The following is a 22,951-nucleotide window of genomic DNA, read 5'->3' as shown; positions in this document are numbered from 1 at the left end:
CGGATGCCGGACGAGTGTCAGACGAGGCTGTCCAGAGGCACCGACGGGGCCCCCAGGGCGTCCGGGTCCACCTGGGCACCGGAACGGATGAGTTTCTGGATAGCGTCTGTGACGTCCCACACATTCACGTTCATGCCGGCGAGGACCATGCGGTCCTTCAGCCAGAAGGCGATGAACTCCCGCTTGCCGACGTCGCCGCGCAGCACCACCTGGTCGTACGTGCCCGGGGGCGCCCAGCCGGAGTACTCCATGCCGAGGTCGTACTGGTCGGAGAAGAAGTACGGGATCCGGTCGTAGGAGACCTCCTGGCCGAGCATGGCGCGGGCGGCGGCCGGGCCGCCGTTGAGGGCGTTGGCCCAGTGTTCGACGCGCAGCCGGATGTCGAGGAGGGGGTGGTGGACGGCGGCGACGTCCCCGGCGGCGTAGATGTCGGGGTCGGAGGTGCGCAGCGAGGCGTCGACGGCGACGCCTCCGCCGTGGGCGCGGTCGACGAGGGCGAGGCCGGAGGTTTCGGCGAGGGCGGTGCGGGGGGCGGCGCCGATGGCGGCGAGGACCTCGTGGGCTGGGTGTTCCTCGCCGTTGTCGGTGCGGACGGCGAGGACCATGCCGTCCTGGCCGGTGATCTCGGTGAGGCGGGTGTTGAAGCGGAAGCGGACGCCGTGCTCGGCGTGGAGGTCGGCGAAGAGCTGGCCGAGCTCGGGCCCGATGACGCGGTGGAGGGGGGTGGGCTCGGGTTCGACGACGGTGACCTCGGCGCCGTAGCCGCGGGCGGCCGCGGCGACCTCCAGGCCGATCCAGCCGGCGCCGGCGATGACGAGGTGGCCGTTGTCGCGGCCGAGGGCGGCCAGGACGTGGCGGAGCCGGTCGGCGTGGGCGAGGCGGCGCAGGTGGTGGACGCCGGCGAGGCCGGTGCCGGGGATGTCGAGGCGGCGGGGTTCGGCGCCGGTGGCCAGGAGCAGCTTGTCGTAGCGGATGGTGGTGCCGTCGCCGAGGCGGACGGTCCGGCCGTCGCGGTCGATGGCGGTGACGGGCTGGCCGAGGTGGAGCTCGATGTCGTGGGCGGCGTACCAGGCGGCGTCGTGGACGAAGACGCTGTCGCGCTCTTCCTTGCCGACGAGGTAGCCCTTGGAGAGGGGCGGCCGTTCGTACGGCTGGTCGCGTTCGTCGCCGATGAGGATGACCCGGCCGTTGAACCCCTCGGCGCGGAGGGTCTCCGCCGCCTTGGCCCCGGCCAGGCCCCCGCCGACGATGACGAAGGTCTGATCTGCGTCGACCACTTGATGCCTCCTCGTTACGCCCGCTTCTACGCTACGCCGCCGGCCGTACCCCGCTGCGGGGCGGCCGGTCCACTGGGCCGAGCGTCCCGCACGGAGCGTGATGGCGGAAGAGGGACCGTCCTTCGGGCGTGTCACGTCGGCGCGCCGAGGGGGCGCGCGAAGGCCTGAGCGGAGGCCCGGGCGGATGCCTGAGCGGAGGCCTAAAAGGCGGCAAGGCTGGCGGAGGCGTCGGTGAGGGAGGCGATGTGGTCGATGATCACTCGTTTGCGGGCGCGGTCGTCGGGGGCGGCTTCGAAAAGGGCGCGGAACTGGGGGTCGAGGCCTTCGGGGGCGCGGAGGGTGAGGGCTTCGGCCAGTTCGGCGAGGATGACGCGCTGGTCGGCGCGGAGCGCTTCCTGCTCGGCGCGCTGCATGACGTACCGGTCTGCGACGGCCTTGAGGACGGCGCATTCGTTGCGGGTCTCGCGGGGGACGACCAGTTCGGCGGCGTAGCGGGTGAGGCGTCCGGTGCCGTGGGTCTGGCGGGTGGCGCCTTCGGCGGCGAGGCAGAAGCGGCCGATGAGCTGGCTGGTGGCGTCCTTCAGGCGGGCCTGCGCGACGGCGGAGCCGTCGTAGCCGTCCGGCCACCAGTCCTGGGCGACGAGCCGGTCGAGGGCGTCGGAGAGCTCCTGGGGGTCGGTGTCCTCGGGTACGTACCGGCCGATGGCGACGGTCCAGATGCCGGCCCGCTCGGGTGCGGAGAGCAGCATGGCGGGCTCGATGTGGCCGGCGTGGATGCCGTCCTCGAAGTCGTGGACGGAGTAGGCGACGTCGTCGGACCAGTCCATGACCTGGGCTTCGAAGCATTTGCGGTGGGCGGGGGCGCCGGCCCGGACCCATTCGAAGACCGGCAGGTCGTCGTCGTAGACCCCGAATTTTGGCGAGTCGGGGTCGTCGGGGTTCTCGCCGCGGGGCCAGGGGTATTTGGTGGCGGCGTCGAGCGCGGCGCGGGTGAGGTTGAGTCCGACGCTGACCGGCTCGCCGGTGGCGGGGTCGGTGACGAATCGTTTGGGCTCGATGCGGGTGAGCAGCCGCAGTGACTGGGCGTTGCCCTCGAAGCCGCCGCAGTCCTTGGCGAAGTCGTTGAGGGCCTGCTCGCCGTTGTGCCCGAAGGGCGGGTGGCCCATGTCGTGGGAGAGGCAGGCGGCCTCGACGAGGTCGGGGTCGCAGCCGAGCGCGGCGCCGAGCTCGCGGCCGACCTGGGCGCACTCCAGGGAGTGGGTGAGCCGGGTGCGGGGGCTGGCGTCCCAGGCGGGGTTGCGCGTGCCGGGCGTGACGACCTGGGTCTTGCCGGCGAGGCGGCGCAGCGCGGCGGAGTGGAGTACGCGGGCCCGGTCGCGCTGGAAGGCGGTGCGGCCGGGGCGTTTGTCGGGTTCGGTGGCCCAGCGTTCGGTGTCGGTGTCGTCGTATCCGGGGATCGCGGTGGTGCCGTCCATGCACCGAAGGTAACGGTCGCCACCGACAGTGGGTGCTAGGCGGTGGCGAGTTCCCTCGTGTACGTGCGGTGCGGGGCGGGCGCGAGGGCCTGGTCGTAGCGGTGCAGGACGAGCCGGGCGACGGCCGGGTGGTCGCCGAGCGGCGCGGCGGCGGGGCCGGGCGCGGCGGCGGCGCTGCGGGTGGCGAAGAGGCCCGGGGCGGTGAAGTAGGAGGCGACGGCGATGTGGTGGCGGCCGCGGGCGGCGAGGGCGCGGACGGCCGCGGGGACGCTGGGGGCGGCGGCGGAGGCGTACGCGGGGACGACGGGGACGCCGCCGAGCCGTTCGCCGAGGAGGGCGGCGGTGCGGCGGGTGTCGGCGGCGGAGGCGGGGTCGCGGGACCCGGCGGCGGCGAGGACGACCCCGGCGGCCCCGCTGTCGCCGTCCTCGGCCCGCCAGCCGGCTTCGACGAGCCGGTCCCGGAGGGCCTCGACGAGCAGAGGGTGCGGCCCGAGGGGCCGGGCGATGCGCACGCGCGCGTGGGGGGCGGCGAGCGCGGCGGCGGGCAGGTCGTGGGTGACGTGGTAGCCACGGCTGAGCAGGAGCGGCACGAGAACGGCGTCGCCGTCGACCCCGGCGAGGGTGTGGTCGAGCAGCGGCGCGTTGAGCTCGATGTGCCCGAGCCTGACGTCGAGCCCGGGCCGCAGCTCCCGGACCCGGTCGAGCAGGGCCTGGACCGCGGTGACGGCCCCGGGATGGCGGGAGCCGTGGGCGACGGCTATGAGGGGCGGGGGGCCGCTGGCGGTGCGGTCGGAGCCGGGGCGGTCGGAGCCGGGGGTGGGGCTGCTCATGGGTCTGCGGGCTCCGTTCCGCTGGACGTGGCTCAACTGGCTGCCGAGCTGCACGGTGAAGCGGGAGAGCAGCTCGGCCGTGCTGAATTCGGGAAGGGGTGTGGGAAGGGGCACCGGCTCCGTCATGAACCGATCCTGACGGGCGCGTGTTGCCGGGGCGTTGCCGGGTGGTGACGGGTGTTTTCGGGGGGCTCACAGGTGGGGGGTGGGGGGCGCCCCCGAGGGGCGCGCGGCGGTGAGCCGCCCCGGGCTCACCCGGCCGGGGCGGCGGGGGCGAGGGGGAGTAAGGCGCAGGGCGCGGCGAGGCCGGAGGCGGCGCGCCCGGTGGACCGCGGCGGGGAGCCGCCCCGCAAGCCCCGGGCTCACCCGTCCGGGGCGGCGGGGGCGAGGGCAGGCCGTGCGTTGTTGCGGGCGGCGGCCCTCGCCTTTTCGATCATGCGCGGATCATGCCACCTCGCCCCCGCACGCCCCCCGCGCGCTCTCCCCATTCCACAACACGGAATATATTTTCCGCTGCATGAATGAAGTGAGGGGAGACACCACCACCATGACCACCCCGCGCGCCCTGCCGCGCCAGGCCGTCGCCGAGCTCGTCGGCACCGCCTCGCTGGTCGCCGTCGTCATCGGCTCCGGCATCCAGGCCGCCGGCCTCAGCCAGGACATCGGCGTACAGCTGCTCGCGAACTCGCTCGCCTCCGCCATCGGACTCGGCCTGCTCATCGCGCTGTTCGGCCCCGTCTCCGGCGGCCATCTCAACCCCGTCGTCACCCTCTCCGCCTGGTGGGCCCGGCGGCGGGGCGGCGCGGAAGGCCCCGACGGTCGGGCCGCCGCCCTCTACATCGCCGCGCAGGTCGCCGGGGCGGTGGCGGGCGCGCTGCTCGCCGAGGCGATGTTCGGGCGGATGCCGGGCGCCTGGTCCACCCAGGTCCGGTCGGCCGGGCACCTGTGGCTCGGCGAGATCGTCGCCACCGCCGGTCTCGTCCTGCTCATCCTGGGCCTCCAGCGGCTCGGCCGGGACCGGCTGATGCCCCTCGCCGTCGCCGCGTACATCGCGGCGGCGATCTGGTTCACCTCCTCCGGTTCCTTCGCCAACCCGGCCGCGACCGTGGGCCGCGCCTTCAGCGACTCGTTCACCGGCATCGCCCCCGCCTCGCTGCCCGGCTTCATCGCGGCACAACTGGTCGGCGGGGCGCTGGGGACGGCGCTGGCGGCGGTGCTGTACGGGCGGCGGGTACGGGAGGCCGGCTGAGCGGGGCCGGTACGGACCCGGGCGGGGCGGGTGGGTCAGGCGCGGCTGGCGGAACGATTCGGCGGGGGCGGCAACCGCACGGGCGCCGGGCGCGTCGGAGGAGTCGACGGTCCCCTTCACCTGGAGGTTCTTCGATGCGGCGACTCCGGCTGCGGCTGCCCCTGACCACGCGGGGGCGGCGGCGTGCCGTCCAGGCCCTGATGGCCGGCTGCGTCCTGGCGCTGGCCCCGCCGACCTGGATGCACACGGTCGCCGACGGCCGGGTACGGACCGTCGCCGACGTGCCCACCCAGGACGTCGCCGTCGTCTTCGGCGCGGGCCTGTGGAAGGGCCGGCCCACGCCGTACCTCGCCCACCGCCTGGACGCGGCGGCCGAGCTGTACCGGGCGGGGAAGGTGAAGGTCGTCCTCGTCACCGGCGACAACAGCCGGGCCGAGTACGACGAGCCGGACGCCATGCGGACGTACCTCACGAAGAGGGGTGTGCCGGACGGACGGATCGTCAGCGACTACGCGGGCTTCGACACGTGGGACTCCTGCGTCCGCGCGAAGAAGATCTTCGGCGTGGACCGCGCGGTCCTGGTCACCCAGGGCTTCCACATCCGCCGGGCGCTGGCGCTGTGCGGGGCGGCGGGCGTGGAGTCGTACGGTGTCGGCGTCGCGGAACCGCACGACGTGACCTGGTACTACGGCGGCACCCGGGAGATGCTGGCGGCGGGCAAGGCGGCCCTGGACGCGACCCTGCGCCCGGATCCGAGGTTCCTGGGCGAGCGGGAACGGGGCGTGCCGGAGGCCCTGGCCTCGGCGGGCTAGCCCGGAGGGTCGCGCCGGCCGCGCCTGCCTGGCGCTCCCACCGCCCTGGCCTCGGCGGGCTAGGCAAGGGGCCCTCGGACCTGACCGTCCGCGGGCCCCTCGCCGTAGGCGCGCCGGAAACCCGCGCCGCCCGCGCCTGCCTGGCGCTCCCACCACGGCCTCGGCGGACAGCCCGGGGCCCCGCGCCGCCTCGCGCGCCCCACTCCCCGGCCCGGCGGGTAGCCGCGGGGCCCGCGCCCCCGGCCCCGCTGGGCAGCACGGAGACCCGCGCCCGCCGCGCGGGCCTGGCGCGGCCACCCCGCGCCACCCCCGCCCGCCGCCCCCGCCCGGCGGGCACGACCGCCCCCTCACCACTCCCCTCCCCCACCGCAGAAGGCCCCGTACCCCGGCCGTAACGCCCCGCGACGCCCGTCGTAACACTGCGGGCGCAGGCTCGGGGCATGTACGACGCGCCGCAGGTCAGCACCCCCACCCACTGTCCGTACTGCGCCCTGCAGTGCGGGATGAACCTCCGGTCCCTGCCCGGCGCCGGGGTCGGCGTCGAGGAGCGGGCGGACTTTCCCGTCAACCGCGGGGCTCTGTGCGGGAAGGGGCGGACCGCGGCGGCCGTGCTCGACGCGCGGGTGCGGCTGGGCGGGCCGCTCGTACGCAGTGCGCGCAGCGGCGAGCTGGAGCCGGCCACGTGGAGCGAGGCGCTCGCCGCGGTCGCCGAGGGGCTGGGCCGGGCCCGGGGGGCGTACGGCGCCGACGCCGTCGGGGTCTTCGGCGGCGGCGGGCTCACCAACGAGAAGGCGTACACGCTCGGGAAGTTCGCCCGGCTCGTCCTCGGGACCTCGCAGATCGACTACAACGGCCGCTTCTGCATGTCGTCCGCGGCCGCGGCCCACCACCGCGCCTTCGGGCTCGACCGGGGTCTGCCCTTCCCGCTGGAGGACATCCCCCGCACCGGCTGTGTGATCCTCGTCGGTTCCAACCTCGCCGAGACCATGCCGCCCGCGCTGCGCTACCTCACCGAACTCAAGGAGAACGGCGGCAAGCTGATCGTCGTCGACCCGCGCCGCACCCGCACCGCCGAGCAGGCCGACCTCCATCTCGCGCCACGGCCCGGCACCGACCTGGCCCTCGCGCTCGGCCTGCTGCACCTCGTGGTCGCCGAGGGCCGGGTCGACGAGGCGTTCGTGGAAGAGCGCACGGAGGGCTGGGAGGCCGCCCGCGCCGGGGCGATGGCGCACTGGCCCGAGCACGTCGAGCGGATCACCGGCGTCGCCGTGCCCCAGCTCAGGGACGCCGTACGGATGTTCTGCGACGCGCCCTCCGGCATGGTGCTGACCGCCCGCGGGCCCGAGCAGCAGTCCAAGGGCACCGACACCGTCGGCGCCTGGATCAATCTCTGCCTCGCCACCGGCCGGGCCGGCCGGCCGCTGTCCGGCTACGGCTGTCTGACCGGGCAGGGCAACGGCCAGGGCGGCCGCGAGCACGGCCAGAAGGCCGACCAGCTGCCCGGCTACCGCAAGCTCGACGACCCCGCCGCCCGCGCCCACGTCGCCCAGGTCTGGGGCGTGCCGCCCGAGTCGCTGCCCGGCCCTGGGCGCAGTGCGTACGAACTCCTCGACGCGCTCGGCGGCGACATCAAGGCGCTGCTGCTGATGGGTTCCAACCCGGTCGTCTCCGCGCCGCGCGCCGCGCACGTGGAGGAGCGGCTGCGCTCCCTGGACTTCCTCGCCGTCGCCGACGTCGTCCTCTCCGAGACCGCCGCGCTCGCCGACGTCGTACTGCCCGTGACGCAGTGGGCGGAGGAGACGGGGACGACGACCAACCTGGAGGGGCGGGTGCTGCTGCGGCGGCGGGCGATCACCCCGCCCGACGGGGTCCGCACCGACCTGGAGGTGCTCCACGCCCTCGCCGCACTCCTGGGCTGGGAGAAGGGGTTCCCCACCGACCCGGAGGAGGTCTTCGACGAGCTGCGCCGCGCCTCCGCGGGCGGGCCCGCCGACTACTCCGGCATCAGCTACCGCAGGATCGCCGAGGAGGACGGGGTGTTCTGGCCCTGCCCCGAGCCGGACCACCCCGGCACGCCCCGGCTCTTCCTGGACCGGTTCGCGACGCCCGACGGGCGGGCCCGGTTCGTGCCGGTGGTGCACCGCGACTCCGCCGAGGAGACCGACGAGACGTATCCGATCGTGCTCACCACCGGCCGGGTCGTCGCGCAGTACCAGTCCGGCGCCCAGACCCGGCGTGTCGAGGAGCTCAACGCCGCCGCGCCGGGACCGTTCGTGGAGCTGCACCCGCGGCTCGCGGCGCGCCTCGGCGTCACCGAAGGGCAGGACGTGACCGTGGTGTCGCGACGCGGCCGGGCCGTGGCGCCGGCCCGGGTCACCACCGCCATCCGGGCCGACACGGTCTTCATGCCGTTCCACTGGCCGGGCGAGGGCCGCGCGAACACGCTCACCAACCCGGCGCTCGATCCGACGTCGAAGATGCCGGAGTTCAAGGTGTGCGCGGTACGCCTGGAGGCCGGGTCCGGGACCGGGGCTACGGACGCGGGGACCGGGGCCCGGAGCGGGTCCGGGTGAGCCAGTCGCCGTCGGCGATCCGGGGGCCGAGGGCCGTCCCGGGCGCCGCGAAGTAGACCCAGGCGCGGACGGTCGCGCCGTCCCGGTCCCGTACGACGTCCCGGGCCTCGCGGTCGTACAGGTTGAGCGGATGGCCGGGGCCGGCGTACTCCTCCAGGTCGTCCAGTACGGACAGCAGCTGCCCGTACCCGCCGGGCGCGGCCGTCACCAGCGCGCCGCGCACCTCCCCCTCGCCGGGTACGGCGTACGGGAAGCCGGGGCCGTCGTGGAGGACGGCCCCGGGCAGCCGGGCCGGTTCCTCGGCGGCGGTGCGGCCGCGCAGGAAGCGGTCGTGGTTGTGTTCGCCGGGCCGCAGCGTGCCGTAGACGAAGAACGGCAGGCTCACCGCGCCGACGTCTCCGCCTGGATCCAGGCCACATAGGCCGCGCTGGCGCGCACCACGGGCGTGGCGACGATCTCGGGGGTGTCGTAGGTGTGGGCCGCGAGGAGGTGGGCCTCCAGGGCGGCGTAACAGGCCTCCGTCGTCTTGAAGGTGACCTGCCACTCCTCCGCGGTCTCGATCGCCTTCTGCCAGTGGTAGACGGAGGTGACGGGGCCCGAGATCTGGGCACAGGCCGCGAGCCGCGCCTCGACCGCGCCCCGGGCCAGCTCCTCGGCCCTGGCGGCGCTGTCGGTGGTGGTGAGGACGGTCAGGGCGAGGGTCACGGTCACTCCTTCAGAGGTCTTCGGGGTTCGGATCGCCGGTCACGCGACCGCCGCGAACTGGGAGGCGTACAGCCTGGCGTACGCGCCGCCCGCCGTGAGGAGTTCCTCATGGCTGCCCTGTTCGGCGATGGCGCCGTTCTCCATCACCAGGATCACATCCGCGTCCCGGATCGTGGAGAGCCGGTGGGCGATCACGAAGGAGGTGCGGCCCTGTCGGAGGGAGGACATGGCCCGCTGGATGAGGACTTCGGTGCGGGTGTCGACGGAGCTGGTCGCCTCGTCGAGGACGAGGATGGAGGGCTCGGTCAGGAACGCCCGGGCGATCGTGATCAGCTGCTTCTCGCCCGCGCTGAGGCCGCCGCCCTCCTCGTCGACGACGGTGTCGTAGCCGTCGGGCAGGGTGCGGATGAACCGGTCGGCGTGGGTGGCCATGGCCGCCCGCTCGATCTCCTCGCGGGTGGCCTTCCTTGAGGTGCCGTAGGCGATGTTGTCGGCGATGGTGCCGCCGAAGAGCCAGGTGTCCTGAAGGACCATGCCGATTCCGGCCCGCAGTTCCTCGCGCGACATCCGCGAGACGTCGACGCCGTCGAGGGTGATCCGGCCGCCGGTGACTTCGTAGAACCGCATCAGCAGATTGACCAGCGTCGTCTTGCCCGCGCCCGTGGGGCCGACGATCGCGACCGTCTGGCCCGGCTCCACCGCCAGCGACAGATTGTCGATCAGCGGCTTGTCCGGCTCGTAGCGGAACGACACCTTCTCGAAGGAGACGCGGCCGGTGACCTGGCCGGGGCGGTGCGGTTCGGCGGGGTCGGGGGTCTCCTCCTCGGTGTCGAGGAGGTCGAAGACGCGCTCGGCGGAGGCGACGCCGGACTGGAGGAGGTTGGCCATCGCGGCGACCTGTGTGATGGGGCCGTTGAACTCGTACGAGTACTGCACGAAGGCCTGGACGTCGCCGACGGAGAGGGTGCCGGTGGCCACGCGCAGGCCGCCGACGACGGCGATGAGGACGTAGTTGAGGTTGCCGACGAAGCTCAGGGCGGGCTGGATGAAGCCGGACATGACCTGGGCGCGCAGGCCGGCGGTGTACAGCTCCTCGCTGAGCCGGTCGAAGGTCTCCACGGCCTCGGCGCGGCGGCCGAAGGCCCGCACCTCGGCGTGGCCGGTGAACATCTCCTCGACGTGGCCGTTGAGTTTGCCCGTGACCGCCCACTGCCGGACGAACTGCGGCTGGGCGCGCCGCCCGATGCGGGCGGCGACGAGCACGGAGAGGGGGACGGTCGCCAGCGCGACGAGCGCGAGCAGCGGCGAGATCACGAACATCATCGCCAGCACGCCGACGATCATGAACAGGGAGCGGACCATCTGTCCGAAGGCCTGCTGGAGGGTCTGGACGATGTTGTCGATGTCGTTGGTGGTGCGGCTGAGGAGTTCGCCGCGGGGCTGCCGGTCGACGTGGCGCAGCGGCAGCCGGGCGAGCTTGGTCTGGGCCCGTTCGCGCAGCCGGTGCCCCAGGCGCTGGACGACGACCATGGTGAGCCGGGTCTGGATCCAGGTGAACGCGGCCGCTGCGGTGGTGACGCCGAGGACGAGGAGCAGGATCTGGGCGACGGCGGTGAAGTCGACGCCGCCGGGGGTGCCGGCGCCGCGGACGATGAGGTCGGTGGCGTGGCCGAGGATGAGCGGGCTCGTGACGGAGAAGGCGACGGCGGCGACGGCGGCGGCGAGGACGGCGAGGATCAGGGGTCGGTCGGGGGTGGTGAGGCGCAGCAGACGCAGGCCGGAGGTACGGAAGTTGAGGGAGCGCTCCAGCGGCGGGGTGCCGATGCCGCCCGGCCCGCGCTGCTGGACGCCGGGCCCGCGCCGCTCGGGGGTGGCGCCCGGCTCCCGGCGCTCGGGCGTGGCGCCCGTACCGTCTTCTCGGCGCTGGACGCCGGGCCCGTGGCGCTCGGGGGTGGCGTTCATGCCGCTTCCTCCTCGGTGAGCTGGGAGAGGACGATCTCCCGGTAGGTGGGGTTGTCACGCATGAGCGTGTCGTGGGTGCCGGTGCCGACGACCTGGCCCTGGTCGAGGACGACGATCCGGTCGGCGCCGCGGATGGTGGAGACGCGCTGGGCGACGATGACGACGGTGGCGTCCCGGGTCTCTGCGGCGAGGGCGCGGCGCAGGGCGGCGTCGGTGGCGTTGTCGAGGGCGGAGAAGGAGTCGTCGAAGAGGTAGACGTCGGGCCGGGCGGCGAGGACCCGGGCGATGGCGAGGCGCTGGCGCTGGCCGCCGGAGAAGTTGGTGCCGCCCTGGGCGACGGTGGCGTCCAGGCCGCCGTCGAGGCCGCGGACGAAGTCGGCCGCCCGCGCGGTCTCCAGGGCGTGCCAGAGGTCGTCGTCGGTGGCGCCGGGGTTGCCGTAGCGCAGGTTGGAGGCGACGGTGCCGGAGAAGAGGTACGGCTTCTGGGGTACGAAACCGACGGTTCTGGCCAGCAGCGCCGGGTCGAGGTCGCGGACGTCCACGCCGCCGACCCGTACCTCTCCGGCGGTAGCGTCGAACAGGCGGGGCACGAGGCCGAGCAGGGTGGACTTGCCGCTGCCGGTGGAGCCGATGACGGCGGTGGTGCGGCCGGCCCGGGCTGTGAGGTCGATCCCGCGCAGGACGGGCTCCTCGGCGCCGGGGTAGCTGAAGTCGATGCCGCGCAGCTCCAGCCGGCCGGAGCCGTGCAAGTGGCGGACGGGAGCGGCAGGCGGGGTGAGGCCGGGTTCGGTGGCGAGGACCTCCTGCAGGCGTTCCGCGCTGACCTCGGCGCGGGGCAGTTGCATGGCGAGGAAGAGGGTCATCATCACGGCCATGAAGATCTGCATCAGATAGCCGAGGAAGGCGATGAGCGAGCCGGGCTGGAGGGAGCCGGAGTCGATGCGGTGTCCGCCGACCCAGATGATGGCGACGGTGGCGAGCTCCCAGACGATGAAGACGGTGGGCATCATCAGGGCCTGGAGGCGGCCGGCACGCAGTCCGGCGGCGAGGAGTTCATCGTTGGCGTCGGCGAAGCGGCGCTGTTCGTGCCGGTCTCGGACGAAGGCGCGGATGACGCGGATGCCGGTGATCTGTTCCCGCAGGACGCGGTTGATCAGGTCGACACGGCCCTGCATGCCCCGGAAGACCGGGGGCAGGCGGCGCACGATCAGGCCCACGGCGAGGCCCATCAGCGGGGCGAAGACCAGCAGGAGCAGTGCGAGCGGGACGTCCTGGCCGAGCGCCATCGCGATTCCGCCGATCGCCATCAGCGGCGCGGCGACGACGAGGGTGAGGGCGAGCAGGGCGAGGGTCTGCACCTGCTGGACGTCGTTGGTGGTGCGGGTGATCAGGGAGGCGGCGCCGAAGCGGCCCATCTCCCGTACGGAGAAGTCCTGGACGTGGCGGAAGACGGTGGCCCGCAGGTCGCGGCCGATTCCCATGGCGATCTTGGCGCTGAAGAGGACGGCGGCGCCGGCGGCGGCCATCTGGAGGAGGGTGACGGCGATCATCAGGACGCCGGTGGTGAGGACGTAGCCGGTGTCGCCGCGCAGGACGCCGTGGTCGATGAGGTCGGCGTTGAGGGTGGGGAGCAGGAGGGTGGCCAGGGACTGGATCAGCTGGAGGCCCACGACCAGGGCGAAGGTTCCCCGGTAGGGCCGCAGATGGCGCAGGAGAAGTCTGGTCAGCATGGCGTGCGGTCCTTAACCCGCGTACGGGTGGACGGACTTGGCGGACCGGAGCGCCTCGCCCCACCAGACGAGCTGGTCGAGCATCGTCTTGGCGGCGCCCTCGGGGCCGGAGGGGTCCTTGAGCTGACCGTCCGCGTCGAACAGGCCGTGGACGAAGGCGAAGGAGACGGTGTCGCGGACGGTGACGGCGTGCAGTTCGGCGAAGACCTGCCGCAGCTGCTCGACGGCGCGCAGGCCGCCGGAGATTCCGCCGTAGGAGAGGAAGCCGACGGGCTTGGCCTGCCATTCGACGTAGTGCCAGTCGATGAGGTTTTTGAGGGGGGCGGGGAAGGAGTGGTTGTACTCGGGGGTGAGGACGACGAAGGCGTCGGCGGCGGCGAGCGTGGGGGTGACCTTGGCCAGTTCGGCGGCGGCGTCGGGGCCGGGGGTGTGGGACAGGGCGGTGGGCAGGTCGATCGTGGCGAGGTCGACGACGGTGACGTCGAAGCCGGGGTGCTCCTCGGCCCGGGCGAGGAACCAGTCGGCGACGACGGGGGCGAAGCGGCCCTCGCGGTTGCTGGCGACGATGACGGCGAGCTTGAGCGGTGTCTGCGTGGTCATGGGGAAGAGCCTCGTACCTCAACTTTGGTTGAGGTCAAGCGGATCTTTTCGGCACTCTCACGGGCCCCCGTACGGTGAGGAGATGAGCCACGCACCCGTGTACATCGAGATCGACGGCAGACCCGCCGCGGACCCCGAGCTGATCGCCACCCTCCAGAGCGCCTACGGGCATTTCACCGCGATGCAGGTACGCCACGGCGGGGTGCGCGGACTCGGCCTCCATCTGGACCGGCTCGACGGCGCCTCCCGGGAACTCTTCGGCACCGGCGTGGACAAGGACCATGTGCGGGCTCTGATGCGGCAGGCTCTGCGGGCGGCGGGGCGCGCCGAGGCGGCTGTGCGGGTGTACATGTACGAGGGGACGGCGATGGTGACCGTACGGGAGCCGTTCGCGTTCGACGACGCCCCGCAGGCGCTCAAGTCCGTCCCGTACCAGCGCCCGGCGGCCCATCTGAAGCATCTGGGCGGCTTCGGGCAGACGTACCACCGCGAAGCGGTCCGGCGCGAGGGCTTCGACGAGGCGCTGCTGACGGCCCCGGACGGGACGGTCAGCGAGGGCGCCGTCACCAACATCGCCTTCTGGGACGGCGCTTCGGTCCGCTGGCCGGACGCGCCCGCTCTCCACGGCGTCACGATGGCCCTGCTCGAACCGCTCCTGGGGTCCGTACGGGGGCCGGTGACCCTGGCGGACGTGCCGTCGTTCCGGGCCGCGTTCGTGACGAACTCCCGCGGGATCGCGCCGGTGAGCCGGATCGACGAGACCGTGCTGCCCGGGGACGAGCGGCTGATGGCCCGGGTGCGGGAGGCGTACGCGTCGGTGGAGTGGGAGACCCTGTGAGGCCGACACGGCCGTCGCGGTCGCAGCCCGCTTCCGGTGGTCCGCCTCGTCCGGTCACCCGTTCGGAGCGGGCCCCCCGGCGGGACCGCCCAACAGGCCCTGACCTGTGGTGACAGCCGGTGTCCGGGGTGGCGGGCCGCACCGAACGGCCCAATTCTGACCCCTCATCAGCAGGCGGGGGCGGGCGGCAGAGCCTTACCTCTGGGAGCAGGACAACCGCCCCGAAAGCGCGCTCCGGAGGATCCCATGCGCACCACTGCCCGCCTGCTCACCGGTACCGCGTTGACGGTCCTGACGCTCGGCGCGCTCGCCGCACCCCCGGCGTACGCCGACAACCACGAGCGGGCCGACACCACCGAGCGCACCGAGAACCAAGACCGGGGCGAGAACCACGAGCGCACCGACAACCACCAGGGGGGCGACAAGAAGGAGCGGCTGGAGATCTTCCCGACGACCGCCGCGCCGGGTGAGCGGATCACCGTCAACACCACCGCCTGCGGGTCCGGCGGCCACGGCATCGGCGACGCCCAGAGCCTGGGCGCGGGTGACTTCCAGCTGTCGCAGGGCGCCCACAAGGAGATCGTGGTCGGCCACTTCACGGTCCCGCACCACGCCAAGCCGGGCACCTACAGCATCGCCGTGGCCTGCGACAACGGCCGCACCGCCAAGGGCAACCTGGAGATCCGCCACCACCACCAGGGCCCCAGCGGACATGTGCGCACCGGCATCGGCGGCAGCGTCGGGCCCGACAGCACCCAGATCGCGGCGGGTGTGGCCCTTCTGGCCGCGGCCGCCGTCGGCGGGACCTGGCTCCTGCGCCGCCGGGCGAGCGGCGCGCAGGGCCGGTAGCGGGACTCCTCCCGTCGATCCGCCGCCCCGCCCCCGCCGTGCCCCGAGCCGGCGCGGGCGGGGTCACTCCGTCCGGCCCCGGCCACCCGTGGACCGCCCCGAAGGACCCGAAGGACTCCGACAGTGAGCACCAAGAGCAAGGCCTGGGGCATAGCGGCCGCCGCCTGCCTCGGTATCTGGCTGGTCGAGAACGGCTCCGAACCGGTCACTCCGCCCGTCCCGTCGGCCGCCGAGGCGTTCGCCGCGGGCCCCGAGCAGCACACCGACGCGGCCGCCGATCCGCTGCCGCCGTCCGCCCCGGTCCGGCTGCGCATCCCGAAGATCGGTGTGGACACGCCCGTGATGCGGCTCGGTCTCGCCCCGGACCGCAGCCTCCAGGTGCCGCCGGCCGGCGACAGCAATCTGGCCGGCTGGTACAAGGACGGCACCCCGCCGGGCGCCAAGGGCACCGCGATCGTCGCCGGTCATGTCGACAACGCCAAGGGACCGGCCGTCTTCTACGCGCTCGGCACGCTCAAGAAGGGCCAGCGCGTCGAGGTCGACCGCGCGGACGGGCGTACGGCCGTGTTCACGATCGACGCGGTCGAGGTGTACGAGAACGACGCCTTCCCGGACCGGAAGGTCTACGGGCAGGCGGACCGGGCCGAGCTACGGGTGATCACGTGTGGCGGCGGGTTCACGAAGAAGTCCGGCTACCAGGGCAACGTGGTCGCCTTCGCCCACCTCATCGGCGTCCGCTGACCAGGCCCGGGCAGGCCGGGTCAGCTCCACTGGTCGAAGGCGAGCTTCGCGACCAGCGAGAACACCACGAACAGCAGCACCCCACGGACGAACTCGCTGCCCTTGCGCAGTGCCATCCGCGCGCCGACCGTCCCGCCGAGCAGGTTGAACGCCGCCATCACCACGGCCAGCTGCCACAGCACGGCCCCCTGGTAGGCGAACATCGCCAGCGCCCCGGCATTGGTGCAGACGTTGACGATCTTGGCGGTGGCGGAGGCGGTCACCAGGTCGAGGTGGAGGACGGCCGTGAGCGCGAGGACCAGGAAGGTGCCTGTGCCGGGCCCGAAGAGGCCGTCGTAGAAGCCGATGCCGCCGCCGACCAGGACGATCGCGGCGATCACGCGGGCCCGGGTCGCCGGGCCCTTGTCCTCGGTCCGGGTCCCGAAGGACGGCCGCAGCAGCACGAACGCGGCCACCCCGAGCAGCACCACCATGATCACCGGGCGCAGGACGTCGCTGCTGATCCCGGCGGCGAAGAACGCGCCGGCCATCGATCCGACGAGCGCGGCGAGCCCGATCCGTACGGCCGTGCTCACCTTCACCGGCGCCTTGCGTACGTACGTCACGGCGGCGCCGGTCGTGCCCACGATCGCGACCGCCTTGTTGGTGCCGAGGATCTGCGCGGCCGGGACGTTCGGCATGCCAAGCAGCAGGGCGGGGATCAGCAGCAGCCCGCCACCGCCCACCACCGCGTCGATCCAGCCGGCCACGAGCGCGGCGACACAGAGCAGGACAAGGGTGGTGAGTGATATGTCAGGCATGATCGCGAGCCTAGGACAGGCGATGGGTGTACTGCCCCACGATCTTCTGAGTCTTGAGGTACGTCTGAGGTTCGGCACCCCACCTGGCACCGGGTGCCGTCTCCCTCACACCCGAGGTGGACGGCGGCTGAGGTCAGCGTTCCGTACGGGAAACAGACGGGATGCCGTCGGGTAACACCGACCGCGCACGCTGCGGACATGAGTACACGGATCGTGGTGGTCGGCGGCGGGACGGCGGGCGCCCGGCTCGCCCAGCGGCTGCCGGTCACCCTCCTCGGCGAAGAGCCGCACGCCCCCTACAACAGGGTGCTGCTCGCCGACGTCCTCGCCGGACGGTACGCGCCCGAGGTGATCGCCCTGCCCGCCCCGGGAGAGCCGGTGCGGCGCGGGGTGCGGGCCGAGCGCATCGACCGGGATGCCCGGCTGGTGCACTGCGCCGACGGCTCCACGGTCGGCTACGACCGGCTGGTCCTGGCCACCGGCTCCAACCCGGTGCTGCCGCCGCTGCGCGGACTGCGCGGCAGCCGGCTGCCCGAGGGGGTCCACCCCTTCCGCACCCTCGACGACTGCCTGACGCTGCGGAGCCTCGTCGGCCCCGGCGTCCGCGTGGTCGTCGTCGGCGGCGGGCTGCTCGGGGTGTCCGCGGCGCGGGCGCTCGCGGCGCGCGGCGCGGAGGTCGTGCTGACCCAGCAGGGTGAGCGGCTGATGGAACGGCAGCTGGACGCGCGCGCCTCGGCGCTGCTGCGCGCCCATGTCGAATCCCTCGGGGTCGAGGTGCACACCGAGTGCCGGGTGAGCGGTCTGCGCCAGCACGACGGGGCCGTGACCGCGGTCGAGCTCGCCGACGGTTTCGTCCTCGACGCCCACGTCGTCGTCCTCGCCTGCGGGGTGCGGCCCCGCGTAGGTCTGGCCCGCGACGCCGGGCTCGACGTCCAGCGCGGCATCGTCGTCGACGACGAGCTGCGCACCTCCGACCCGTACATCCACGCCGTCGGCGACTGCGCCGAGCACCAAGGCCGGGTCTACGGCCTGGCCGGCCCCGCCCTGGAGCAGGCCGACGTACTCGCCGGGATCCTGCTCGGCGACACCGGCCGCTACGGCGGCACCCGCGCCCTGACCCGGCTCACCCTCGGCGGCCCCGAGGCCCTGGACCTGGCGGCGTTCGGCGAGGCCACGGCCCAGCCCGGCGACGACGTGGTCCAGCTGACCGACGCCACCCGCCGGGCCTACCGCAAGGTCGTCGTCCGCGGCGACCGGCTGGTCGGCGGTGTCCTGCTCGGCGATCTCGCCGCGGTCGGCGCGCTCGCCCGCGCCTGGGAGGGCGACGAGGCCCTGCCCGACGCTCCCCTGCTCCACCTGCTCACCCATGACGGAGGCTCCTGAGATGTCGACCACGCCCGTGAACACCCCCACCATCGTCCTGGTCGGCCACGGAATGGTCGGGCAGCGGTTCCTGGAGGCCCTCGCCGAGCAGGGCACCACCGCGACCTCCCGGGTCGTGGTCCTGTGCGAGGAGCCCCGCCCCGCCTACGACCGGGTCAAGCTGACCTCGTACTTCGACGGGAAGACCCCGGACGACCTCTCCATGGTCGAGGACGGCTTCATGGAGCGGCACGGCATCGAGCTGTACGTCGACGACCCGGCGGTGAGCGTCGACCGGGCCGCCCGGCAGGTCACCTCCCGCTCGGGACGGACCTTCACCTACGACGCGCTGGTCCTGGCCACCGGCTCGTACCCGTTCGTGCCGCCGGTGCCCGGCAAGGACGCGCACGGCTGCTTCGTCTACCGCACCATCGAGGACCTGCTCGCCATCGAGGAGTTCGCCAAGACCTCCCGCACCGGCGCCGTCGTCGGCGGCGGTCTGCTCGGCCTGGAGGCGGCCGGCGCCCTCAAGGGCCTGGGCCTGGAGACCCACATCGTGGAGTTCGCGCCGCGCCTGATGCCGGTGCAGGTCGACGAGGGCGGCGGCGCGGCGCTGCTGCGCACCATCGAGGACATGGGGCTCGTCGTGCACACCGGCACGGGCACCCAGGAGGTCGTCACGGCCGACGGCTCGGTCACCGCGATGCGCCTGTCGGACGGCACCGAGCTGGCCACCGACATGGTGGTCTTCTCGGCGGGTGTACGCCCCCGCGACCAGCTGGCCCGCGACTGCGGCCTCGACGTCGGCGAGCGCGGCGGCATCGCCGTGGACGAGCTGTGCCGTACGTCCGACCCGGCGGTGTACGCGATCGGCGAGTGCGCGCTGGCCGCGGACGGCAGGGTGTACGGCCTGGTGGCACCCGGCTACGAGATGGCGCAGACGGCTGCCGCCGCCATCGCCGAGCAGGAGGCCAAGGAGTTCACCGGCGCCGACCTGTCGACCAAGCTGAAGCTGCTCGGCGTGGACGTGGCCTCCTTCGGCGACGCGCACGGCGCCGCCGAGGGCAGCCTCGACGTCGTCTACTCGGACTCCCGCTCCGGCATCTACAAGAAGCTCGTCGTCGACGCCCAGGGTGTGCTGCTCGGCGGCGTCCTGGTCGGTGACGCCGACGCGTATGGCATGCTGCGCCCGCTCACCGGCACCGTCCCGCCCGTCGCTCCGGAGCAGCTGGTCCTGCCGGCCGGCGCGGGCGCGCCGGTCGCGCTCGGCCCCTCCGCCCTCCCCGACGACGCGGTGATCTGCTCCTGCCACAACGTCACCAAGCACGCGATCACCCAGTGCACCTCCCTGCCGGAGGTGAAGAAGTGCACCAAGGCGGGTACGGGCTGCGGCAGCTGTGTGAAGCTCATCGGCCAGCTGCTGCCCGCCCCCGCCGACAGCGGCCTGTGCGCCTGCTTCTCGTACACCCGCAGCGAGCTGTACGAGATCATCCGCACCCTGCGGCTCACCTCCTTCGCCGAGCTGCTGGACTCGCACGGCCGGGAGGCCGCGCGCGGCGGTGACGGCTGCGAGATCTGCAAGCCGACGGTCGCCTCGATCCTCGCCAGCCTGCAGAGCGGCTACATCCTCGACGGCGAGCAGGCCGCCCTGCAGGACACCAACGACCACTTCCTCGCCAACATGCAGCGCAACGGCTCCTATTCGGTGGTGCCGCGGATCCCCGGCGGCGAGGTCACCCCCGAGAAGCTGATCGTGATCGGCGAGGTGGCCCGGGACTTCGGCCTCTACACCAAGATCACCGGCGGTCAGCGGATCGACCTGTTCGGCGCCCGTGTGGACCAGCTCCCGGCGATCTGGACCCGTCTTGTGGACGCCGGCTTCGAGTCGGGGCACGCGTACGGCAAGTCGCTGCGCACGGTCAAGTCCTGTGTGGGGCAGACCTGGTGCCGCTACGGCGTGCAGGACTCGGTGAAGATGGCGATCCAGCTGGAGCTGCGCTACCGCGGCCTGCGCTCCCCGCACAAGCTCAAGTCGGCGGTCTCCGGCTGCGCCCGCGAGTGCGCCGAGGCCCAGTCGAAGGACTTCGGTGTGATCGCCACGGCGAGCGGCTGGAACCTGTACGTCGGCGGCAACGGCGGCGCGACCCCGCGCCACGCCGACCTGCTCGCCCAGGACCTCTCGGACGCCGAACTGGTCCGGCTGATCGACCGGTTCCTGATGTTCTACATCCGCACCGCCGACCGGCTGGAGCGCACCTCGGTGTGGCTGGAGCGGCTGGAGGGCGGCCTGGAGCATCTGCGGGACGTCGTCGTCCATAACTCCCTCGGCCTCTGCGACGAGCTGGAGGCGATGATGGCCGCGCACGTCGACGCCTACGAGGACGAGTGGGCCGCGACCCTCGACGACCCGGACCGGCTGCGCCGCTTCGTCTCCTTCGTGAACGCCCCGGACACCCCGGACCCGTCGGTCCGCTTCGTCCCGGAGCGCGACCAGATCAAGCCCGACCTCACCCCGCTCACCCTCTCCCCCTCCGCCCCCGCCCTCGAAGGGACGCTCGCCCGATGACGCCTCAGACTCTTCGGCCGACGGCTGCTCGGCCGACGCTTCAGCTCGCCCACGCCGACGACGCCTGGCTCACGGTCTGCGAGGAGTCCCGGCTGACGCCGGGGCGCGGCATGGCGGCGCTGCTGCCGGACGGCCGGCAGGCGGCGCTCTTCCTCGACCGCAAGGGCCGCGCGTACGCGATCGACAACCGCGATCCGTTCACCGGCGCGCAGGTGCTGGCGCGGGGGCTGCTCGGTACGGCCGACGGCCGGCCGTTCGTGGCCTCGCCCCTGCTCAAGCAGCGCTTCGACCTGGAGACGGGCCGCTGCCTGGACGACGAGGAAGTGGCGGTGGCGGTGTACCCGGTCCGTACGGTCCAGGAGGACTGATCCGGCATAGGCTGTGCGGAGCTCTCTTCCTACTCTGCGGTAAGAACGAGGAGGTCCGCATGGCCACGACCGGCTGGAACGCGCACCACATCCCCGACCAGAGCGGGCGGACCGCCGTCGTCACCGGAGCCAACAGCGGCATCGGGCTGGTCACGGCACGCGAACTGGCCCGGCGCGGCGCGACGGTGGTCCTCGCCTGCCGCAGCGAGTCCCGCGGCACCGAGGCCGCCGGACTGATCCGGCGCCACATACCGGGCGCGAAGGTGCGGTTCACCGCCCTGGACCTCGCCGACCTGGGCTCCGTACGCCGGTTCGCCGAGACGTTCCCGTACGAACGGCTGGATCTGCTCGTCAACAACGCCGGGGTGATGGCGCTGCCCTACGGCCGGACCGCCGACGGGTTCGAGACCCAGTTCGGCGTGAACCACCTGGGCCACTTCGCCCTCACCGGGCTGCTGACACCCCGGCTCCTGGCGACCCCCGGGGCCCGGGTGGTCACCGTCTCCAGCGGACTGCACGCCCTCGCCGACCTCGACATGGGCGACCTCAACAGCGAGCGCCGCTACCGGCGCTGGATCGCCTACGGCCGGTCCAAGACCGCCAATCTGCTCTTCACCCACGAGCTGGCCCGCCGCCTCAAGGCCGCCGGCTCGGACATCGTCGCCGCGGCCGCGCACCCGGGCTACGCCGCGACGAACCTGCAGACCGCGGGCGTACGGATGGAAGGACGCCACGGCGCCGAACGGATCGTGGCCCTCGGCAACCGGCTCATCGCCCAGCCCGCGGAGGCGGGGGCGCTGCCCACGCTGTACGCGGCGACCGCGCGCGGGGTCCGCCCGGACTCCTTCACCGGCCCGAAGTACCTGCTGTGGCGGGGCGCCCCGGCGCCGTCGTGGCGGGCCAAGTGGACCCTGGACGACGTCGCCGGCGAGCGGCTCTGGATCGCGTCCGAGCAGCTCACCGGCGTCACGTACGAGGGTCTGAAGGACCGCTGACCGGCCTTTGCGGCCGACCGGTCAGCCTTCGACGGCGGCCGGGTCCATCCAGATGAGCTCCCAGTGGTGCCCGTCGGGGTCGGTGAAGGAGCGGCCGTACATCGTGCCGTAGTCCATCGGCTCCTTCGCCGCGGTACCCCCGGCGTTCAGGGCGGCGTCGGCGAGCTCGTCGACCTTCTCCCGGCTCTCCGCGCTCAGCGCCAGCAGGACCTCACTGGTGCGGGACGCGTCGGCGATCTCCTTGCCGGGCTTGGTGAACTCCTTGAACTTGGCCTCGGTCAGCAGCATCGCGAAGATCGTGTCGCTGATGACCAGGCAGCCGGCGGTGTCGTCGCTGAACTGCGGGTTGAAGGAGTAGCCGAGCTTGCCCCAGAAGGCCTTGCTGGCCTCAAGGTCCTTCACCGGCAGGTTCACGAAGATCATCTGAGGCATGGTGGCGGTCTCTTCCCTGTGTCGGTCTGGCTGTGTCGGTCTCGGTGTTACGTGCTTACGGGAAGGTAGACAGCGGCGCCGAGCGAAACTCATCGCTGCCGCGAAGATCCGCGAAGATTTTTTCGAGGAGCCGGCTCCGCTGTTGCAGCGCCCCGGCTCCCGGCCTAGCGTCGGCGCCATGAGCGCCTCCGGGAAGAAGATCGTCGAGAAGCTGTCGGAAGACGCGCTGACCGCCGCCACCGGCCGGGGCTGGGCGGAGTGGTTCGCCGAGCTGGACGCCTGGGGCGCCACGGACCGGGGCCACAGGGAGATCGCCCAGCATCTCGTGAACGCGCACGGCGTCAGCGGCTGGCACGCCCAGTCGATCACGGTCGGCTACGAACAGGAACGCGGGATGCGCGAGGTCGGCCAGTCCAGCCAGGGCGACTGGCAGGTCAGCGCCAGCAAGACGGTGAGCGCGCCGCCGAACCGGGTCATCGACGCCTTCGTCCGCGAGGACCTGCGCCGCCGCTGGCTCCCCGACGGCGACCTGGCCGTACGCACCCACCGCCCCGGCAAGTCCCTGACCGCCGACTGGGACGGCGGCACGAGCCGGATCTCGGTCTATCTGACCCCCATGGGCCACACGAAGACCCAGGTCGGCCTCGGCCACACCAAGCTCCCGGACGCGGACGCGGTCGCCGCGTACAAGACCTTCTGGCGCGAGCGCCTCACCGACCTGAAGACGCTGCTGGAATCCTCCGGCTGAGCCCACGGGGGCAGCGGACCCGCTCCTGACGCTTCCCCT

21 protein-coding genes are annotated in these 22,951 nt (G+C 73.2%); 11 read left to right on the top strand and 10 right to left on the bottom strand.

The features are described from left to right. Positions 1–17: 17 nt before the first annotated feature. The 3 genes from IEZ01_RS23600 to IEZ01_RS23590 form a co-directional block, all read right to left on the bottom strand. Positions 18–1,277 (bottom strand): NAD(P)/FAD-dependent oxidoreductase, encoded by a 1,260-nt coding sequence (locus IEZ01_RS23600; protein ID WP_189203630.1) that lies wholly within the window; start codon positions 1,275–1,277, stop codon positions 18–20. Between the two features lie 200 nt (positions 1,278–1,477). Then, positions 1,478–2,752 carry a deoxyguanosinetriphosphate triphosphohydrolase gene (locus tag IEZ01_RS23595; RefSeq protein ID WP_189203628.1) on the bottom strand — a complete coding sequence of 425 codons (1,275 nt, stop codon included), beginning with the start codon at positions 2,750–2,752 and terminating at the stop codon, positions 1,478–1,480. A 35-nt stretch (positions 2,753–2,787) separates the two neighbouring features. Further along, the gene (locus IEZ01_RS23590; RefSeq protein ID WP_189203626.1) at positions 2,788–3,708 is read right to left on the bottom strand and encodes a sirohydrochlorin chelatase; all 921 of its coding nucleotides are present in this window, start codon (positions 3,706–3,708) and stop codon (positions 2,788–2,790) included. A gap of 391 nt (positions 3,709–4,099) precedes the next feature. On the opposite strand from IEZ01_RS23590, the gene IEZ01_RS23585 reads away from it, so the two are divergent. From IEZ01_RS23585 to IEZ01_RS23575, 3 genes are all read left to right on the top strand, one after another. Continuing rightward, on the top strand, positions 4,100–4,831 hold the full coding sequence (locus IEZ01_RS23585) for an aquaporin (protein WP_229833184.1): 732 nt from the start codon (positions 4,100–4,102) through the stop codon (positions 4,829–4,831). A 134-nt stretch (positions 4,832–4,965) separates the two neighbouring features. Beyond that, positions 4,966–5,643 (top strand): SanA/YdcF family protein, encoded by a 678-nt coding sequence (locus IEZ01_RS23580; protein WP_189203624.1) that lies wholly within the window; start codon positions 4,966–4,968, stop codon positions 5,641–5,643. A gap of 440 nt (positions 5,644–6,083) precedes the next feature. Continuing rightward, on the top strand, positions 6,084–8,216 hold the full coding sequence (locus IEZ01_RS23575) for a molybdopterin oxidoreductase family protein (RefSeq protein ID WP_019886091.1): 2,133 nt from the start codon (positions 6,084–6,086) through the stop codon (positions 8,214–8,216). On the opposite strand, the gene IEZ01_RS23570 is transcribed toward IEZ01_RS23575, so the two are convergent. Genes IEZ01_RS23570 through IEZ01_RS23550 form a run of 5 tightly spaced genes read right to left on the bottom strand, consistent with a single transcriptional unit; the run spans position 8,176 to position 13,213 of the window. Continuing rightward, positions 8,176–8,601: a gamma-glutamylcyclotransferase family protein gene (locus IEZ01_RS23570; RefSeq protein ID WP_019886092.1), complete on the bottom strand. Its 426-nt coding sequence runs from the start codon at positions 8,599–8,601 to the stop codon at positions 8,176–8,178. The two genes, IEZ01_RS23575 and IEZ01_RS23570, sit on opposite strands and share 41 nt — an antisense overlap. Next, the gene (cutA, locus tag IEZ01_RS23565; protein WP_189203622.1) at positions 8,598–8,921 is read right to left on the bottom strand and encodes a divalent-cation tolerance protein CutA; all 324 of its coding nucleotides are present in this window, start codon (positions 8,919–8,921) and stop codon (positions 8,598–8,600) included. Before cutA ends, IEZ01_RS23570 begins: the two co-directional genes overlap by 4 nt. Before the next feature lie 39 nt (positions 8,922–8,960). Then, positions 8,961–10,883, bottom strand: a complete 1,923-nt coding sequence (locus IEZ01_RS23560) for an ABC transporter ATP-binding protein (protein ID WP_229833182.1) — start codon at positions 10,881–10,883, stop codon at positions 8,961–8,963. Beyond that, positions 10,880–12,613 carry an ABC transporter ATP-binding protein gene (locus IEZ01_RS23555; protein ID WP_019886095.1) on the bottom strand — a complete coding sequence of 578 codons (1,734 nt, stop codon included), beginning with the start codon at positions 12,611–12,613 and terminating at the stop codon, positions 10,880–10,882. The genes IEZ01_RS23560 and IEZ01_RS23555 overlap by 4 nt, the downstream gene beginning before the upstream one ends. 12 nt (positions 12,614–12,625) lie before the next feature. After that, on the bottom strand, positions 12,626–13,213 hold the full coding sequence (locus IEZ01_RS23550) for an NADPH-dependent FMN reductase (protein WP_189203620.1): 588 nt from the start codon (positions 13,211–13,213) through the stop codon (positions 12,626–12,628). Between the two features lie 82 nt (positions 13,214–13,295). On the opposite strand from IEZ01_RS23550, the gene IEZ01_RS23545 reads away from it, so the two are divergent. From IEZ01_RS23545 to IEZ01_RS23535, 3 genes are all read left to right on the top strand, one after another. Further along, on the top strand, positions 13,296–14,051 hold the full coding sequence (locus tag IEZ01_RS23545; RefSeq protein WP_189203618.1) for an aminotransferase class IV: 756 nt from the start codon (positions 13,296–13,298) through the stop codon (positions 14,049–14,051). A 246-nt stretch (positions 14,052–14,297) separates the two neighbouring features. Continuing rightward, positions 14,298–14,900, top strand: a complete 603-nt coding sequence (locus tag IEZ01_RS23540; protein WP_019886098.1) for a GVDTG sorting domain-containing protein — start codon at positions 14,298–14,300, stop codon at positions 14,898–14,900. A gap of 123 nt (positions 14,901–15,023) precedes the next feature. Continuing rightward, complete coding sequence (locus IEZ01_RS23535; protein ID WP_019886099.1) at positions 15,024–15,641, top strand: class F sortase; 618 nt, start codon at positions 15,024–15,026, stop codon at positions 15,639–15,641. Between the two features lie 20 nt (positions 15,642–15,661). Here IEZ01_RS23535 and IEZ01_RS23530 read toward each other — a convergent pair whose 3' ends face one another. After that, entirely contained in the window at positions 15,662–16,441 is a 780-nt protein-coding gene (locus tag IEZ01_RS23530; RefSeq protein ID WP_019886100.1) for a TSUP family transporter, read from the bottom strand. Between the two features lie 198 nt (positions 16,442–16,639). Between IEZ01_RS23530 and IEZ01_RS23525 the strand changes: the two genes are divergently transcribed. Genes IEZ01_RS23525 through IEZ01_RS23510 form a run of 4 tightly spaced genes read left to right on the top strand, consistent with a single transcriptional unit; the run spans position 16,640 to position 21,732 of the window. Next, complete coding sequence (locus IEZ01_RS23525; RefSeq protein ID WP_189203616.1) at positions 16,640–17,824, top strand: NAD(P)/FAD-dependent oxidoreductase; 1,185 nt, start codon at positions 16,640–16,642, stop codon at positions 17,822–17,824. 1 nt (position 17,825) lies between these two features. Beyond that, positions 17,826–20,369, top strand: a complete 2,544-nt coding sequence (gene nirB / locus IEZ01_RS23520; protein WP_308427233.1) for a nitrite reductase large subunit NirB — start codon at positions 17,826–17,828, stop codon at positions 20,367–20,369. Next, on the top strand, positions 20,366–20,737 hold the full coding sequence (nirD, locus tag IEZ01_RS23515; protein WP_028797499.1) for a nitrite reductase small subunit NirD: 372 nt from the start codon (positions 20,366–20,368) through the stop codon (positions 20,735–20,737). The genes nirB and nirD overlap by 4 nt, the downstream gene beginning before the upstream one ends. A gap of 59 nt (positions 20,738–20,796) precedes the next feature. After that, a complete protein-coding gene (locus tag IEZ01_RS23510; RefSeq protein ID WP_189203613.1) occupies positions 20,797–21,732 on the top strand; it encodes an oxidoreductase in 936 nt (311 codons plus the stop codon). 21 nt (positions 21,733–21,753) lie between these two features. Here IEZ01_RS23510 and IEZ01_RS23505 read toward each other — a convergent pair whose 3' ends face one another. Further along, complete coding sequence (locus IEZ01_RS23505; RefSeq protein WP_019886108.1) at positions 21,754–22,164, bottom strand: VOC family protein; 411 nt, start codon at positions 22,162–22,164, stop codon at positions 21,754–21,756. Positions 22,165–22,342: 178 nt separating this feature from the next. On the opposite strand from IEZ01_RS23505, the gene IEZ01_RS23500 reads away from it, so the two are divergent. Beyond that, complete coding sequence (locus IEZ01_RS23500; RefSeq protein ID WP_019886110.1) at positions 22,343–22,912, top strand: hypothetical protein; 570 nt, start codon at positions 22,343–22,345, stop codon at positions 22,910–22,912. Positions 22,913–22,951: the final 39 nt, after the last annotated feature.

This window comes from Streptomyces purpureus (assembly GCF_014648195.1).
GTDB classification, from domain to species: Bacteria; Actinomycetota; Actinomycetes; order Streptomycetales; family Streptomycetaceae; genus Streptomyces; species Streptomyces purpureus.
Note: the sequence above shows the minus strand (reverse complement) of the source record. Positions and strands in the feature narration are given on the sequence as shown.

Coding starts and splice junctions, on each gene's coding strand:
- IEZ01_RS23595 (WP_189203628.1), bottom strand. CDS start 2,752: ATGGACGGCACCACCGCGATCCCCGGATACGACGACACCGACACCGAA.
- IEZ01_RS23590 (WP_189203626.1), bottom strand. CDS start 3,708: ATGACGGAGCCGGTGCCCCTTCCCACACCCCTTCCCGAATTCAGCACG.
- IEZ01_RS23585 (WP_229833184.1), top strand. CDS start 4,100: ATGAATGAAGTGAGGGGAGACACCACCACCATGACCACCCCGCGCGCC.
- IEZ01_RS23580 (WP_189203624.1), top strand. CDS start 4,966: ATGCGGCGACTCCGGCTGCGGCTGCCCCTGACCACGCGGGGGCGGCGG.
- IEZ01_RS23575 (WP_019886091.1), top strand. CDS start 6,084: ATGTACGACGCGCCGCAGGTCAGCACCCCCACCCACTGTCCGTACTGC.
- IEZ01_RS23560 (WP_229833182.1), bottom strand. CDS start 10,883: ATGAACGCCACCCCCGAGCGCCACGGGCCCGGCGTCCAGCGCCGAGAA.
- IEZ01_RS23555 (WP_019886095.1), bottom strand. CDS start 12,613: ATGCTGACCAGACTTCTCCTGCGCCATCTGCGGCCCTACCGGGGAACC.
- IEZ01_RS23550 (WP_189203620.1), bottom strand. CDS start 13,213: ATGACCACGCAGACACCGCTCAAGCTCGCCGTCATCGTCGCCAGCAAC.
- IEZ01_RS23545 (WP_189203618.1), top strand. CDS start 13,296: ATGAGCCACGCACCCGTGTACATCGAGATCGACGGCAGACCCGCCGCG.
- IEZ01_RS23540 (WP_019886098.1), top strand. CDS start 14,298: ATGCGCACCACTGCCCGCCTGCTCACCGGTACCGCGTTGACGGTCCTG.
- IEZ01_RS23530 (WP_019886100.1), bottom strand. CDS start 16,441: ATGCCTGACATATCACTCACCACCCTTGTCCTGCTCTGTGTCGCCGCG.
- IEZ01_RS23525 (WP_189203616.1), top strand. CDS start 16,640: ATGAGTACACGGATCGTGGTGGTCGGCGGCGGGACGGCGGGCGCCCGG.
- nirB (WP_308427233.1), top strand. CDS start 17,826: ATGTCGACCACGCCCGTGAACACCCCCACCATCGTCCTGGTCGGCCAC.
- nirD (WP_028797499.1), top strand. CDS start 20,366: ATGACGCCTCAGACTCTTCGGCCGACGGCTGCTCGGCCGACGCTTCAG.
- IEZ01_RS23510 (WP_189203613.1), top strand. CDS start 20,797: ATGGCCACGACCGGCTGGAACGCGCACCACATCCCCGACCAGAGCGGG.
- IEZ01_RS23505 (WP_019886108.1), bottom strand. CDS start 22,164: ATGCCTCAGATGATCTTCGTGAACCTGCCGGTGAAGGACCTTGAGGCC.
- IEZ01_RS23500 (WP_019886110.1), top strand. CDS start 22,343: ATGAGCGCCTCCGGGAAGAAGATCGTCGAGAAGCTGTCGGAAGACGCG.